Source organism: Knoellia subterranea KCTC 19937, assembly GCF_000768685.1.
Lineage (GTDB): Bacteria > Actinomycetota > Actinomycetes > Actinomycetales > Dermatophilaceae > Knoellia > Knoellia subterranea.
Genome location: NZ_AVPK01000011.1, coordinates 42,386 through 56,869, shown reverse-complemented (window position 1 = coordinate 56,869; position 14,484 = coordinate 42,386). Strand labels below are relative to the sequence as shown.

At 69.4% G+C, this 14,484-nt stretch carries 12 protein-coding genes; 4 read left to right on the top strand and 8 right to left on the bottom strand.

The genetic code is table 11. The features are described from left to right. Window positions 1–125: 125 nt before the first annotated feature. On the top strand, window positions 126–2,336 hold the full coding sequence (locus N803_RS15295) for an NADP-dependent isocitrate dehydrogenase (protein WP_035906908.1): 2,211 nt from the start codon (window positions 126–128) through the stop codon (window positions 2,334–2,336). A 154-nt stretch (window positions 2,337–2,490) separates the two neighbouring features. Here the strand turns inward: N803_RS15295 and N803_RS15290 are convergent, their stop codons facing one another. Further along, window positions 2,491–2,964, bottom strand: coding sequence for a GNAT family N-acetyltransferase (locus N803_RS15290; protein WP_245617318.1), 474 nt, complete (start codon window positions 2,962–2,964; stop codon window positions 2,491–2,493). Continuing rightward, complete coding sequence (gene galE, locus N803_RS15285; protein ID WP_035906907.1) at window positions 2,961–3,974, bottom strand: UDP-glucose 4-epimerase GalE; 1,014 nt, start codon at window positions 3,972–3,974, stop codon at window positions 2,961–2,963. The genes N803_RS15290 and galE overlap by 4 nt, the downstream gene beginning before the upstream one ends. 106 nt (window positions 3,975–4,080) lie before the next feature. Here galE and N803_RS15280 point away from each other — a divergent pair, with 106 nt between their 5' ends. Further along, the gene (locus N803_RS15280) at window positions 4,081–5,070 is read left to right on the top strand and encodes a malate dehydrogenase (RefSeq protein ID WP_035906906.1); all 990 of its coding nucleotides are present in this window, start codon (window positions 4,081–4,083) and stop codon (window positions 5,068–5,070) included. Between the two features lie 247 nt (window positions 5,071–5,317). Here N803_RS15280 and N803_RS15275 read toward each other — a convergent pair whose 3' ends face one another. The 4 genes from N803_RS15275 to N803_RS15260 all read right to left on the bottom strand — a co-directional run bounded on the left by N803_RS15275 (window position 5,318) and on the right by N803_RS15260 (window position 9,909). Then, window positions 5,318–6,184: a bifunctional methylenetetrahydrofolate dehydrogenase/methenyltetrahydrofolate cyclohydrolase gene (locus N803_RS15275; protein WP_035906904.1), complete on the bottom strand. Its 867-nt coding sequence runs from the start codon at window positions 6,182–6,184 to the stop codon at window positions 5,318–5,320. Window positions 6,185–6,293: 109 nt separating this feature from the next. Continuing rightward, window positions 6,294–7,724: a YlbE family protein gene (locus N803_RS15270; RefSeq protein WP_211253530.1), complete on the bottom strand. Its 1,431-nt coding sequence runs from the start codon at window positions 7,722–7,724 to the stop codon at window positions 6,294–6,296. Then, window positions 7,721–9,217: an AllF/FdrA family protein gene (locus N803_RS15265; RefSeq protein WP_035906903.1), complete on the bottom strand. Its 1,497-nt coding sequence runs from the start codon at window positions 9,215–9,217 to the stop codon at window positions 7,721–7,723. Before N803_RS15265 ends, N803_RS15270 begins: the two co-directional genes overlap by 4 nt. After that, window positions 9,214–9,909: an oxamate carbamoyltransferase subunit AllH family protein gene (locus N803_RS15260; protein ID WP_084764594.1), complete on the bottom strand. Its 696-nt coding sequence runs from the start codon at window positions 9,907–9,909 to the stop codon at window positions 9,214–9,216. The genes N803_RS15265 and N803_RS15260 overlap by 4 nt, the downstream gene beginning before the upstream one ends. Before the next feature lie 35 nt (window positions 9,910–9,944). Here N803_RS15260 and N803_RS15255 point away from each other — a divergent pair, with 35 nt between their 5' ends. Further along, window positions 9,945–11,372, top strand: a complete 1,428-nt coding sequence (locus tag N803_RS15255) for a PucR family transcriptional regulator (protein WP_035906900.1) — start codon at window positions 9,945–9,947, stop codon at window positions 11,370–11,372. A gap of 101 nt (window positions 11,373–11,473) precedes the next feature. Next, complete coding sequence (locus N803_RS15250; protein WP_245617316.1) at window positions 11,474–12,784, top strand: ArsB/NhaD family transporter; 1,311 nt, start codon at window positions 11,474–11,476, stop codon at window positions 12,782–12,784. 12 nt (window positions 12,785–12,796) lie between these two features. Here N803_RS15250 and N803_RS15245 read toward each other — a convergent pair whose 3' ends face one another. Further along, window positions 12,797–13,444: a response regulator gene (locus tag N803_RS15245; RefSeq protein ID WP_035906897.1), complete on the bottom strand. Its 648-nt coding sequence runs from the start codon at window positions 13,442–13,444 to the stop codon at window positions 12,797–12,799. After that, entirely contained in the window at window positions 13,441–14,415 is a 975-nt protein-coding gene (locus tag N803_RS15240; RefSeq protein WP_211253529.1) for a sensor histidine kinase, read from the bottom strand. Before N803_RS15240 ends, N803_RS15245 begins: the two co-directional genes overlap by 4 nt. Between the last annotated feature and the right edge of the window lie 69 nt (window positions 14,416–14,484).

The window sequence follows — 14,484 nt, the reverse complement described above, 5'->3', positions numbered from 1 at the left end:
CCGGAGGCTTATGTGCCCTCCGGACCCTTCATCTTTCCTCCGGTGCCAACGACCACCGCGCGGCTCCCGCGGACGGTGAGCGGGCGGCATACGGGATGTTCGTCGACGTTCGATAGATTTCGCCCATGGCGAAGATCATCTACACCCTCACGGACGAGGCTCCCCTCCTCGCGACCTACTCCTTCCTCCCGGTGATCGAGGCCTTCGCCTCCACCGCTGGCGTCGACGTCGAGACCCGCGACATCTCCGTCGCCGCGCGCATCCTGGCGGCGTTCGCGGACCAGCTCCCGCAGGACCAGCAGACGGCTGACGCACTGGCCGAGCTCGGCGAACTGGCCAAGACGCCCGAGGCCAACATCATCAAGCTCCCCAACATCAGCGCCTCCGTCCCGCAGCTCAAGGCCGCGATCAAGGAGCTGCGTGCGCAGGGCTTCGACCTGCCGGACTACTCCGACGAGCCGACGACGGACGCCGAGAAGGACGCCAACGCCCGCTACGACAAGGTCAAGGGCAGCGCCGTCAACCCGGTCCTGCGCGAGGGCAACTCCGACCGCCGTGCACCCGCCTCGGTCAAGAACTACGCCAAGGCCCACCCGCACTCGATGGGCGCCTGGAGCGCCGACAGCAAGACGAACGTCGCGACCATGGGCCACGACGACTTCGCGAGCAACGAGCAGTCCGTCGTCCTTCCGTCCGACGACACCCTGACCATCCAGCTCGTCACGGACAACGGCACGACCGTCCTCAAGGACGGCCTCGCGGTCCTCGAGGGCGAGGTCGTCGACGCGACCGCCATGCGTGCCGCGGCCCTCGACGCGTTCCTCGCGGAGCAGGTCGCTCGCGCCAAGTCCGAGGGCGTCCTCTTCTCGGTCCACCTCAAGGCGACCATGATGAAGGTCTCCGACCCGATCATCTTCGGCCACGTCGTCCGCGCCTTCCTGCCCGAGGTCTTCGAGAAGCACGGCGCCGCCCTCGACGCCGCCGGCCTCTCCCCCAACAACGGTCTGGGCGCCATCCTCGACGGCCTGACGGCCCTCCCCAACGGTGACGAGATCAAGGCCGACATCGAGGCCGGGCTCGCCGCCGGTCCCGAACTGGCGATGGTCAACTCCGACAAGGGCATCACCAACCTGCACGTCCCGAGCGACGTCATCATCGATGCGTCGATGCCGGCGATGATCCGCACGTCCGGCCACATGTGGGGCCCGGACGGCGAGGAGGCCGACACGCTCGCCGTGATCCCGGACAGCTCCTACGCCGGGGTCTACCAGGCCGTCATCGACGACTGCCGCGCGAACGGCGCCTACGACCCGACGACGATGGGCTCGGTCCCCAACGTGGGCCTCATGGCGCAGAAGGCCGAGGAGTACGGCTCGCACGACAAGACCTTCGAGATCGCCGAGGCAGGCCGAGTCCAGGTCGTGAACTCCGCTGGTGACGTCCTCATGGAGCACGAGGTCGCCCCCGGTGACATCTGGCGCGCCTGCCAGACCAAGGACGCCCCGATCCGCGACTGGGTCAAGCTGGCCGTCACCCGCGCCCGCGCCTCGCAGACGCCCGCGATCTTCTGGCTCGACGAGAAGCGCGCCCACGACGCCAACCTCATCGCCAAGGTCAACACCTACCTGGCCGATGAGGACACCGACGGTCTCGACATCCAGATCCTCAGCCCGGTCGAGGCCACCAAGGTCTCCATCGAGCGCATCCGCAAGGGTGAGGACACGATCTCGGTCACCGGCAACGTCCTGCGTGACTACAACACCGACCTCTTCCCGATCCTCGAGCTCGGCACCTCCGCCAAGATGCTCTCGGTCGTGCCGCTCATGAACGGTGGTGGCCTCTTCGAGACCGGCGCCGGCGGCTCCGCACCGAAGCACGTGCAGCAGCTCATCGAGGAGAACTACCTGCGCTGGGACAGCCTCGGTGAGTTCATGGCACTGGCCGAGAGCTTCCGCCACCTCGCGACGTCGACGGGCAACGCGAAGGCCCAGGTCCTCGCCGACACCCTCGACAAGGCCACCGAGACCCTCCTCCAGGAGAACAAGGGCCCGGCGCGCAAGGTCGGACAGATCGACAACCGTGGCAGCCACTTCTTCCTCGCGCTCTACTGGGCGCAGGAGCTGGCCAAGCAGACCGACGACGCCGACCTGGCTGCGGCCTTCGCGGGTGTCGCCGAGAAGCTCACCGCCGACGAGCAGAAGATCAACGACGAGCTCATCGGCGTCCAGGGTTCGCCGGTCGACATCGGCGGCTACTACCGCCCCGACGCCGAGAAGACCGGCGCCGTGATGCGTCCGTCGGCGACCTTCAACGAGGCCCTCGCCAGCCTGCGCTGACCCCAGCACCTGCGGCGCCATCCCGTATGCCGTCCGCTCGCCTCCTGAGGTGAGCGGACGGCATACGCGTTCTCACGGCCGACAGGCCGACCTCTTGGCCCGTTGGGACACGCGAGCGCCAGCGAGCCCGTCCCAACGGGGCAAGAAGTCGAAGTCAGAGGGGAAGCTTCATCCCGGCGTGGGTCGCCACGAAGCCGAGGCGCTCATAGAAGCGGTGCGCTCCCTCGCGACTGAGGTCCGTTGTCAGCTGCACGATGACGGCACCACGACGCCGCGACTCGTCGATGGCCCACCGGAACAGGAACTCGCCCAGCCCTGCGCCACGCCGGCTCGACGCGACGCGCACCGCCTCGATCTGCGCTCGAAGCGCACCACCGCGCGAGAGGCCGGGGAGGATCGTCAGCTGGAGGGTGCCAACGATCTCACCACCGTCGTCGAGAACGACGAGGTCGTGTGCCGGGTCGGAGTCGATCGCCTCAAAAGCCGTGAGGTATGCCGTGTCGTCGGCGCCCGTCTCCCGGGTCGCCCCGAGCGGGTCGTCCGTCAGCAGCGCGACGATCGCCGGGACGTCATCCCGGGTGGCCGTGCGGACGGTGACGCCCTGCGGCGAGGTCGCGCCGGCGATCACGGGTAGCCGGCGGGGTTGTTGCTCTGCCAACGCCACGTGTCGGCGCACATGTCGTCGATGCTGCGGGTCGCCTTCCAGCCGAGGTCGGCCTCGGCGCGACGGGGGTCGGCGTAGGACGCGGCGATGTCACCGGGGCGGCGGTCGACGATCTCGTAGGGCAGTTCGCGCCCGACGGCGCGCTCGAAGGCGTGCAGCAGCTCGAGCACCGACGTGCCCCGCCCCGTGCCGAGGTTCCACGTGCTGACCGGCTCGTCGGTGGCACCGAGGCGGTTGAGCGCGGCAACGTGCCCGGCCGCGAGGTCCTCGACGTGGATGTAGTCGCGCACGCCCGTGCCGTCGGGCGTCGGGTAATCGTCACCGAAGACCGAGAGCTTCTCGCGCCGACCCACCGCCACCTGCGCCAGGAAGGGCATGAGGTTGTTGGGGTAGTCGCTCGGGTCCTCGCCAATGGTGCCGCTCTCGTGGGCGCCGACCGGGTTGAAATAGCGGAGGAGCGCGATGCGCCACGTCGGGTCGGCGACGGCCATGTCCCGCAGCACCTGCTCGTTCATGACCTTGGTCCAGCCATAGGGGTTCGTCGCCGACGTGGGCGCGTCCTCCGTCATCGGCACGACCGGCTCGGCCCCATAGACCGTCGCGGAGCTCGAGAAGACGAGCTTGCGAACGCCGTGGCGGTCCATCGCCCGCAGCAGCGACATCGTCGTGTCGAGGTTGTTCTCGTAATAGCTGAGCGGCTTGTCCACGCTCTCCCCCACGGCCTTGAACCCGGCGAAGTGGATGACGGCGTCGATGGGGGTGTCGACGAACGTCGCCTCGGTCTTGTCCCGGTCGGTGAGGTCGAAGGAGCGCACGTCGAGGGGCTTGCCCGTCAGGGCCTCGAGGCGGCCCACGACCGACGGCTTGGCGTTGGCGAACGAGTCCACCACCGTGACGTCGTGCCCCGCCGCGACGAGCTGGACGACGGTGTGGGATCCGATGTAGCCGGCACCGCCGGAGACGAGAACGCGCATCCCCCCACCCTAGGGCGCACACCTCGTGGGCTGTTGTCCGCCCGCTGTGCCCGCGCTGATAGCGTCACGATCGACCAACACTGCCCCGCACGAAGAGGTATCCATCGTGAGCCAGACCCCCGTCAAGGTGGCCGTGACCGGCGCCGCCGGTCAGATCGGCTACAGCCTGCTGTTCCGCATCGCTTCCGGAGCCCTCCTCGGCCCCGACACCCCCGTCGAGTTGCGACTGCTCGAGATCACCCCGGCGCTCAAGGCCCTCGAGGGCGTCGTCATGGAGCTCGACGACTGCGCCTTCCCGACCCTGGCCGGTGTCCAGATCGGTGACGACGCCGAGAAAGTCTTCGACGGTGTCAACCACGCCCTCCTCGTCGGCGCCCGTCCCCGTGGCCCGGGCATGGAGCGCGGTGACCTCCTCGAGGCCAACGGCGGCATCTTCGCCCCGCAGGGCAAGGCCCTGAACAAGGTTGCGGCCGACGACGTGCGCATCACCGTCACCGGCAACCCGGCCAACACCAACGCGCTCATCGCGATGAGCAACGCGCCCGACATCCCCACCGAGCGCTTCTCCGCGCTGACGCGCCTCGACCACAACCGCGCGATCAGCCAGCTCGCGGCCAAGCTCCAGGTGCCCGTCACCGAGATCCGCAAGATGACGATCTGGGGCAACCACTCCGCGACGCAGTACCCCGACCTCTTCCACGCCGAGGTCTCCGGCAAGAACGCTGCCGAGACGGTGAACGACCAGGAGTGGCTGGCCAACACCTTCATCCCGACCGTCGCCAAGCGCGGCGCGGCCATCATCGAGGCGCGCGGTGCGTCCTCGGCCGCGTCCGCCGCCTCCGCGACGATCGACCACGCCCGCACCTGGGTCGAGGGCACGGCCGACGGCGACTGGGTCTCCATGGCGGTCCGCTCCGACGGCTCCTACGGCGTCGAGGAGGGGCTCATCAGCTCCTTCCCCGTCACCGTCAAGGACGGCCAGTGGAGCATCGTCCAGGGCCTCGACATCGACGAGTTCTCCCGCGGCAAGATCGACGCCTCCGTGGCCGAGCTCGCCGAGGAGCGCGACGCGGTCAAGGGCCTCGGTTTGATCTGAGCCTCATCCGAGGCGAGCGCACAGCGCTCGGTGAGCACCCGGCATACCAACTTTCGGTATGCCGGGTGCTCCCGTTTCCGGGACACGTCACCGTCACGAAGGTATGGACTTCACAAAATTCTGTGCAGAACCATGGACGACACCGAACGTCGCTGGCAGGGTGCTCCGGAGAGGTGTGATCCATCCGGATCGACGAGGCCCGTGTCCCCTCCCTGGGGGACACGGGCCGTGTCGATGGCGGCGCGGCTCAGCGCAGGCCGGCCTGCTTCTCGGCGATCTCGACGACGTTAGTCAGGAGCATGGCGCGGGTCATCGGACCGACGCCTCCGGGGTTGGGGCTGACCCAACCCGCGACGTCGGCCACATCGGCCGCGACGTCGCCGGCAATGACCGACCGGCCGTCGTCCTCGACCACGCGACTCACACCGACGTCGAGGACCGCGGCGCCGGGCTTGATCATGTTGCCCGTGATGAGACCGGGGACGCCCGCGGCAGCGATGACGATGTCGGCGCGACGGACCTCGGCCGCGAGGTCAACCGTGCCGGTGTGGCACTGGACGACCGTGGCGTTCTCCGAGCGTCGGGTGAGGATGAGCGACAGCGGGCGTCCCACGGTGATGCCGCGGCCCACGACGACGACGCGAGCACCGGCGATCGGCACGTCGAAGCGACGGAGCAGCTCGATGCACCCCACGGGCGTGCACGGCAGCGGCGCCTCCTGACCGAGCACGAGCCAGCCGAGGTTGGTCGGGTGGAGTCCGTCGACGTCCTTGGCCGGGTCGACGGTCGCCAGGATCTGGTTCTCGTCGAGTCCGGTGGGCTGCTGGACGAGGAAGCCGGTGCATGCCGGGTCCTCGTTGAGTTCGCGCACGACGGTGAGGACGTCGTCGAGCGTCGACGTGCCGGGCAGGTCGCGGCGGATGCTCGCGATGCCGATCTCGGCGCAGTCCTTGTGCTTGGCGTTGACATACCAGGTGCTGCCCGGGTCGTCCCCGACGAGAACGGTGCCGAGTCCGGGGGTGATGCCCCGCTCGGCGAGAGCTGCGACGCGTCCGCGCAGCTCCTCCTTGATCGTCGCGAGAATCGCCTTGCCGTCGAGAATCTGAGCCGTCACGGGCCAATCCTCCCAGACGCGCTTCCGACTTCTTGCCCCGCTGGGACAGCGAGCGCCAGCGAGTTGTCCCAGCGGGGCAAGAAGTCGGAGGGTGTGGGCAGGGAGCCGCTCAGGTGCGCTCGGGGACGGCCGCGGCGAGAGCGGCCAACGCCGCCGGGAAGCACTCCGCCGGTGGGGTCACGAGTCCCGCACCGACCTGGCCCGTCCCCGCAACACGTCCGGCCATACCGGTGTTGATCTGCGGCAGGATCCCGGTGCGCACCACCGAAACGACATCGATGCCGGTCGGGGTGCCCCGGAAGTCGAGGATGGGGACCTGGAACATGGGGTGTTCCCCCGACGTGATCTCATACATCCGCTGCGTCGCCTGAAGCGCAAAGGCCACGTCACCGCCGACGAACTTCACGATCGCCGGCGCGGCAGCCATCGCGAAACCACCGATGCCACCGGTCTCCGTGATCGCCGAGTCACCGATGTCGGGGTTGGCGTCCTCCGGACCGTAGTCGCCGAGGAACAGCCCCTCAGGGGTGTTGGCCGGGCCGGTGAACCACTGGTCGCCCGTCCCGGACACGCGGATCCCGAAGTCGGTGCCGTTGCGCGCCATCGTCGTCACGACCGACGACCCGGGTACCCCGTGGGCAGCCATCGTCGCGAGCTTGCACGCCGGCATACCGAGGTTGAGGAAGAAGTGCTCGTTCGCGCCCGAGAAGCGCACCGCCTCGGCGATGTCACTCGACGGCGCATCGGCGGTGATCATCCCCGGCAGGAGTTCGCGCAGCAACATCAACGAACCGGCTCGGTTGCGGTTGTGCCCCTCGTCGCCCATCTGCAGCATCTGGGCGAGGATCGTCTTGATGTCGAACGGGCCCGTTGCCCGCACCGACTGCTGGAGGATCGGCCCGAGGACGTCGGTCATCCAGTGCAGCCGGTCGACCACCTCGGGCCCGTAGGCGCCGTAACGCAGCACCTTGCCCAGCCCCTCGTTGAGCGAGCACCAGGACCACGCGTCGTGGACCTCGTCGCGCAGGCCGTACATCCACATCGACGGCGACACCACACCGGCCATCGGCCCAACGGCATCCCTGTGGTGGCACGGCTCGAACGCGAACTGCCCTGCAGCGAGGGCCTTTTCGGCCGCTTCGGCGTTGTCGGCCAACCCTTCGAAGAGGACCGCACCGATGAGCGCGCCCTTGAGCGGCCCGGACATGCGCTCCCACTCGATGGGCGGCCCGGCGTGCAGGAAGGTGCCGCGCTCGAGGCCGAGAGCGTCCTTGGCCTGCTTCACGTCACAGAGCTCGGCTCCCGCCGCCGTCATGCGCGCGTATGCCGTCGCGTTGGCTTCCGCTCGTCGGACGTCCGCCATGACCGCGGCCAGGTGGGCCTCGGTGCCTTCCATGGGTGGCTGCCAGTCGGCTTCGACGACCGTCACGGCCTGCTCCCGAAGGGCGTCGGCGAAGAGCTGAACGCCAGCAGTCGCGACGGCCGGAGACTCGGCCGAGAGGAGGCCGCGGAGAGGGCTGCTGCTGGTCATCTCGCTCATGAGGCACTCCCGAGGAAGCTCAGTGCGTGCCGGGTGGCATCGCGATTGGACAGGAACACCGATGCGTCGGCCGCGGCCAGCGTCTCGGCCGTGCGGGTCAACCCCTGTGGGTCGCCCTCCGTGCCGGTGAGGGACACCACGACCGGCAGCTCACGGCCTGCGGTGCGCGCGGACTGCTTCGCCGCACGGATCGCCTCGGCCAGCTCGCCGGCGGGGTCCTGGTGTGCACCGAACCCGAGCACGAGGTCGAGGAGGAGCACGCCACAGGTGGGGTCGAGAGCCTCGGCGGCGATCCGCTCCATCCGCAGCGTCGGGTCGATCATGGGGTGGGCGCGCCCCTGGGTGAGTCCGTCGTCACCGAAGTCGATGACGAGGTGCCCGTCGTGCTTCAGTCCGGGGCCGAGAGCGAGGTCGTCGCGCAGCGGGATGTTGGAGCGGATGTCACCGAGGGCGTCGGCCGCGAGCAGCATTGCGTCGTCCGCGAGGGTCCCGCCGCAGAAGAGTCCGCGGAGGCTGCCTGCGATCGACCCGGCCTCAGGATCGTTGTCGGACAGCCACTTCGGCCACTCGGGAACTGCGTGACCCTCCGCCTCGAGCACCGCTTCCAGAGCCGTCGTCAGGTCGGGACGACCGGCACCGAGTGTGGCCCAACGGACGGGGAGACCGAGCCCACCGGCATACGCCTCGAGGTCGACGAGGACCTCCTCGTCCGGCGGCTTCGACACGACGACGATCGACGACGTCGCCTCGTCGGCAGCGAGGGCCGCCAGCGCCTGTCGGGTCGAGCGAGCACCGACGGCCGACTTGAGGTCGCGTCCACCGACGCCGAGACAGTTCGAGATGCCGACTCCGGCGGCGTCGAGCAGACACATGATCTGCTGCGCGCCCGTACCCGAGGCTGCGACCATCCCTATGGGACCCGCGCTCACGACGTTGGCGAAACCGAGCGCCACTCCCCCGATCACGGCGGTGCCGCAGTCCGGGCCCATGACGAGGACATCGGCCTGCGCCGCAGCGTCCTTGAGCAGGACCTCGTCCTCGACGGACACGTTGTCCGAGAACAGCATGACGCTCGCGCCCGCCGCAATGGCGTCGAGTGCCTCGGCCGTGGCGAAGCGTCCCGGCACCGAAATCATCGCCACCTCGGTGGACCCGGACCGGACGGCCGAACCGGTGGTGCGCGGAGGTGGGGCCTCACCGAACCCGCCGGCAGAGCCCTTCGAGGTGGCCGAGAGTTCGGCATCCGCCTTGGCCAGCCCGGCGGCAACCGCAGCGTCGTCGTCTCCACGCACCGCGACGACGAGGTCGTTGGGCCCGGCCGTGTCGGGGATGTCGAAGCCCATGCTCGTGAGCACCTCGACGTTGAGCTCGGTTGCCATCGCGACCTGCGCGGCAGAGACACCCGGTGTCCCCGCGACGGTGCGCGAGACCTGGAGCAGGGTCACGGAGTCATGGTAGGCGCCCTTGCGCACATCGATCTTGGTGACGGTCACGATGAAACTCCTTGTGCCACAGGGCTATTGACATGGTTCAGGACGAGATCGATCCCCTCGAGCAGACCAGCGCCCGAGGTGTGGCCGATGGCGAGGACGCACTCGCGCGTGACCTCGCGTTCGGGTGAGCCGGCCACAGCGTGGGTGACGTGGTCGACGACGGAGGACACGGCATACCCGGCGTGGGCGGCGACGAGAAGGGACGCCGACAGGCTCGTCGTGCGTTCCACGGGTAGCGCCTCCGGACGGGCGACTCCCCGGGCGCGGGCGGCGAGGAGGGCCCCGCACAGGACGTCGTCGGCCCGGGGCGTGAGGCCCTCGCCGCGGCCGATCTCGGCGAGGAGCGGGGCCCAGTCGAACGGCGTTGCGTTGGCTGCGCCCGTCGCGACCCGTCGGGGGCGCCACGACCTGACGACGTGTATGCCGCGGCTCGGCAATGCGACCGCGCCACCTCCCACGGTCACGACGTCTCCACCGGCCACGCCCCAGTCGAACGGACCGGACGCGGCGAGGCGCAGGGCAGTCGGCAGGACGAGCGCATCGCTCGTGACGACCGGCAGCACCTCGGCGTGCGCCTCAAACCCGAGGTAGAGGGCCGTGGGGAAGGCGGCCAGCACGACGGCCCGTCGGTGCGCGCCCGCCACGAGATCCCGCGCCAGGGGGGACGCCGCAGCCGGGATTCTCGATTGCACGGTTCGACGCTAGTCAGCGCGACTAGGGTGGCCTGATGGTAAATGTTGCCAACGATCTGGGTCGCAAGGACCAGCAGTTGCCAGCCGACGGCCCCGGGGTCGTCGAAGACGGATCCACCGTCGCGTCGCTGCGTCGTGTCGTCGACCACCAGGCCGAACTGCTGCGCCGCGAGGACGAGGTCAATCGGATCCTCGTCCAGACCGTTCTCGCCGGTGGTTCCCTTGCCGACCTCTGCCGGGCCCTCGTCGAACTCTTCCCCGGCGTGGCCCTCGTGACAACCACCGACGGTCGCATCGTCGCCACGGCGGGATCCGAAGCGGACGTCGCGCAGGCGATGGCACTCGAATGCTTCGACCGCACCGGACGGCTCATCGTCGAGGACGAACCAGTGGGCGTCCGCACCCCGGGCGCGACGAAGTCCGAACGAACCATGGTGCGGATCGTGGCGGGCACCTCCGACCACGGACTGCTCGCCGTCTTCACGCCGGGTCGGGTGCTCACCACGACCGACGTCCACGGCCTGGAGCGCGCCTCCGCGGTGGCGGCCCTCGCGATCACCAAGGAACAGGCCGTGTCGGCGGTCGAGGGCAAGTACCGCGCCGAGTTCCTCCGCGACACCCTCGTCGGGCGCGCCGGCGCCCCGGAGGAGGCCATCGCCCACGCTGCATCGCTCGGCTGGAACCTCGACCGCCGCATGGTTGTCGTCGTTGCCGAGACCGACGAGGACGACTCACGCACGAGCCGCGACGCCGAGGAATTGCGTTCTCTCCAGGAGCGATTCGTACGCGCCTGGGTCCAGGCCGTCCGCACCCGCGAGCCCAACGCACCCGTGGCCGGCTTCTCCCAGGAGGTCGTCGCCCTGCTGCCCGCGCCCTGCGCGCCGGGGACGGGCGAGCCGGGTACGACCGGCACGACCGGCACAGCCGACACGTCCGACGCCAACGGCGAGCGGGGCAGCGTCATGCGATCCGTCGGCGAGATCGTCAAGGTCGTGCGTGGCGACGGCGGCGGCGGACGGCGCACGTTCTCCACCGGCGTCTCCCGACCGGTCGAGTCCGTCGCCGACATCCCCCGCGCCTATGCCGAGGCTCTGCGGGCCGTGGCGGTGGGGCGGCAGATGCAGGGCGAGTCCGCCGTCATGCACTTCGACGGCCTCGGCATCTATCGACTCCTGTCCCTCATCCCCGACAGTGCCGACCTGCGCGCCTTCGTCGACGAGGCGTTGTGCGAGCTCGCGACCGACGACCAGCCGTCATACGCAGACCTGCGCCAGACCCTGCAGGTCCTGCTCGACACGAACCTCAACGTCGCCGAGACCGCCCGCATCCTCTTCTTCCACTACAACACGCTCCGCTATCGCATCACCAAACTCGAGCAGATGCTCGGCCCGTTCACGACCGACCCGCAATTGCGGCTCACGCTCGCGCTGGCCCTGCGGATCCGGCAGATGCGCGGAGTCTGAGGACCGAGGAGCCCAGAACTTGGGTGGTGGCACGGATGCCGCCCGCGTGGGGTGCCGCTGCACAGTGACGGCATGTCGACGCGACCTCCGTGGGGCCGCCCGTGAGCGCCCCGCCTGCGGTGCTCGCCGTTGCCGTCTTCGTGGCGACGTACTTCCTCATCGCCACGGAGCGGATCCACCGCGTTGCGGCCGCGGTCGGCGGGGTCGCCCTCATGGCGATCCTCGGGATCGTCGACACCGAGACAGCCTTCTATTCGGAGCGCTCCGGCATCGACTGGAACGTCATCTTCCTGCTCTTCGGGATGATGATCGTCGTCTCGATCCTCAAGCAGACCGGGCTCTTCGACTACCTCGCGGTGTGGGCTGCCCAACGCTCACGTGGTCGGCCGTTCCGCCTCATGGCGCTGCTCATGACGGTCACCGCGACCGCCTCGGCACTGCTCGACAACGTCACGACAGTCCTCCTCATGGCACCCGTCGCGCTCATGGTGTGCCGACGGCTCGGGCTCGACCCCGTGCCCTACCTCATCACCCTGGCGTTCTCGTCGAACGTGGGCGGCGCAGCAACCCTCATCGGTGACCCGCCCAACATCATCATCGCAAGCCGAGCAGGCCTGTCCTTCAACGACTTCCTCGTCCACATGACACCCATCGTCATCGTCATGCAGGTCCTGCTGCTGGGGCTGGCGTGGCTGCTCTTCCGCCGACGCCTGGACGCGCGCGCCGGCCGCGCCGGCGACCTCGCCGACACGATCTGCGACCTCTCCCCCGGCGATGAGATCCGCGACCGGCGCATGCTGCGACGCTGCCTCGTCGTCCTGGCGCTCGTCATGGTCGGCTTCTCGCTGCACTCGGTCCTCCATGTGCAGCCCTCGCTCATCGCCCTCCTCGGCGCCTGGCTGATGGTGCTCGTGTCCGGCGCACATCCAGCTCAGTTCCTCGAGGAGGTCGAATGGCCCACCCTCGCGTTCTTCATGGCGCTGTTCGTCCTCGTCGGCGGGCTCGTGGAGACCGGCGTCATCGGAAACCTCGGTGAGGCTGCCGTCGCGGCCACCGGCGACCAGAGCTTCGCCGCTGCTTCCTTCCTGCTCTTCGGGTCCGCGGTGCTCGGCGCCTTTGTCGACAACATCCCCTACACGACGGCGATGGCCCCGGTCGTCCAGGACCTCGTGGCGTCGCTGCCGGCCGCCGAGGGACAGTCGCTCTGGTGGGCGTTCGCCTTGGGTGCCGACCTCGGCGGCAACACGACGGCCGTCGCCGCCGGCGCCAACGTCGTCATCATCGGCATCGCCGCCCGCAACGGCACGCCGGTGAGCTTCTGGGAATTCACCCGCTACGGGCTCATCGTCACGGCCATGACCCTGGTCGTGGCGTGGGCCTATGTGTGGGCGCGCTACTTCGCCTTCGCCTGAGCGCGCACCACGTCACGGCTCGACGAGCCCCGCCCGGATGGCGTAGCGCGTCAACTGCGTCCGGTCCCGCATCCCCAACTTCGCGAGGATGTTGGACCGGTGCCGCTCGACCGTCTTGAGACTGATCGTCAGCGCCTCGGCGATCTCGTTCGACGGATACCCCTCGGCGATGAGTTTGATGACTTCGCTCTCCCGCGGTGTGAGACCTCCGGCCTGGACGCGTTCACCGCGCCGCACCCGCTCGAGGTAGTTGCGCACCAACGTGCTCGTCACCCCCGGATAGAGGAACGACTCGCCGCGCATCGCCGCACGGCACGCCTCGACGAGGTCCTGGTCCGCGACCGACTTGAGCACGTAGCCGGACGCACCCGCCTTGAGCGACTCGAAGAAGTACTGCTCGTTGTCGTGCATCGACAGCATGAGGATGCGTGGCGCGTCCCGTCGTCGACTGAGCTCGCGCGCCGCCTGGAGTCCCGTCATCCGGGGCATCGACACGTCGAGCACGGCGAGGTCGATCTCCTGCTCGCGGACGATCGCGACGGCTTCTGCCCCGTCGGCTGCCTGCGCCACGACCTCGAGGTCCGGCTCGGCATCGAGGATGAGTCGCACTCCCTGCCGCACCAGCGCATGGTCCTCGGCGAGGAGGATCCGAATCGTCATGGGTCAGCGTCCTCCTTGATGGGCACGACGAGGCGCACCTCGGTTCCCCCTTCGGGGCGTGGGCGGACGGTGAGGTCGGCGCCGACGAGTCGGGCGCGTTCCTTCATTCCGCGTATGCCGGCGCCCTCCTGCAGTCCCGAGGTTCCCCTTCCGTTGTCCGCCACGAGCAGGGCGACGTTGTCGCCCTGACGGCTCAGCGACAGCCAGACCGTGTCCGCGTCCGAGTGGCGGGCGATGTTGGTCATCGCCTCCTGCGCGACGCGATAGACGACGAGTTCGGCGTCGGGTCCCAGGTCGGGCAGGCCCGAGGCCAGCCCGCGCTCGACGTGGATCCGGCTGTGGGTGGACAGGTCGGTCGCGGAGGCCGCGAGCGCACTGAGCAGACCAAGGTCCTCGAGCACACCGGGACGGAGCCGCCGGGCCACCTGACGCACTTCCTCGAGGCTGCCGCGGGCCGCCTGCTGCACCAGCTCGAGGTCGCCACGGACCTCGTCCGGGGCACGGTCGATGGCCCGCTTGAGGCCGAGCAGCATGGCGGTCAGGCCCTGCCCGATCTCGTCGTGGAGTTCGCGGGCGATGCGGTGACGTTCTGCCTCCTGCGCCGCGAGGGCTCGGGCGGTGCTGGCGCTGCGCTCGGCCTCGAGTCGCTCCAGCATGGCGTTGAAGGCTTCGACCAGCTCGGCCACGGGACCGGCACCGGTCTCGGGGAGCCGCTCACCCGGCATACGCAGATCGACCCGCTCCATGAGCCGGACGGCACGGTCGAGCGGTCGCAGCGTGGAGCGCAGGAGCAGGGCGTTGACGACGAGGATCGCAGTCAGGCCCACCGCGAGCACGACGGCCTCCGAGGCGAGAACGCGCGCGGAGACGGTGACGGGCGCCAGCGCCAGGGCCACCGTGCCGAGCACGAAGACGACCGCGTTGATGACGACGACCCGCCAATAGAGCGGCATCCGCCAGAGAAGCCTCACCTCCCCACCTTCGCGCATCGGTGCGAGGACCGTCCACGGGCACACCGGGGCGCGTGCAGGTCGGCACAA

Bases quoted from the DNA above. Each gene is read 5' to 3' on its own strand.
- N803_RS15255 (WP_035906900.1), top strand. From the start codon at position 9,945: ATGGTAAATGTTGCCAACGATCTGGGTCGCAAGGACCAGCAGTTGCCA.
- galE (WP_035906907.1), bottom strand. From the start codon at position 3,974: ATGCGCGTTCTCGTCTCCGGCGGTGCCGGCTACATCGGATCCCACACC.
- N803_RS15245 (WP_035906897.1), bottom strand. From the start codon at position 13,444: ATGACGATTCGGATCCTCCTCGCCGAGGACCATGCGCTGGTGCGGCAG.
- N803_RS15270 (WP_211253530.1), bottom strand. From the start codon at position 7,724: ATGAGCGAGATGACCAGCAGCAGCCCTCTCCGCGGCCTCCTCTCGGCC.
- N803_RS15295 (WP_035906908.1), top strand. From the start codon at position 126: ATGGCGAAGATCATCTACACCCTCACGGACGAGGCTCCCCTCCTCGCG.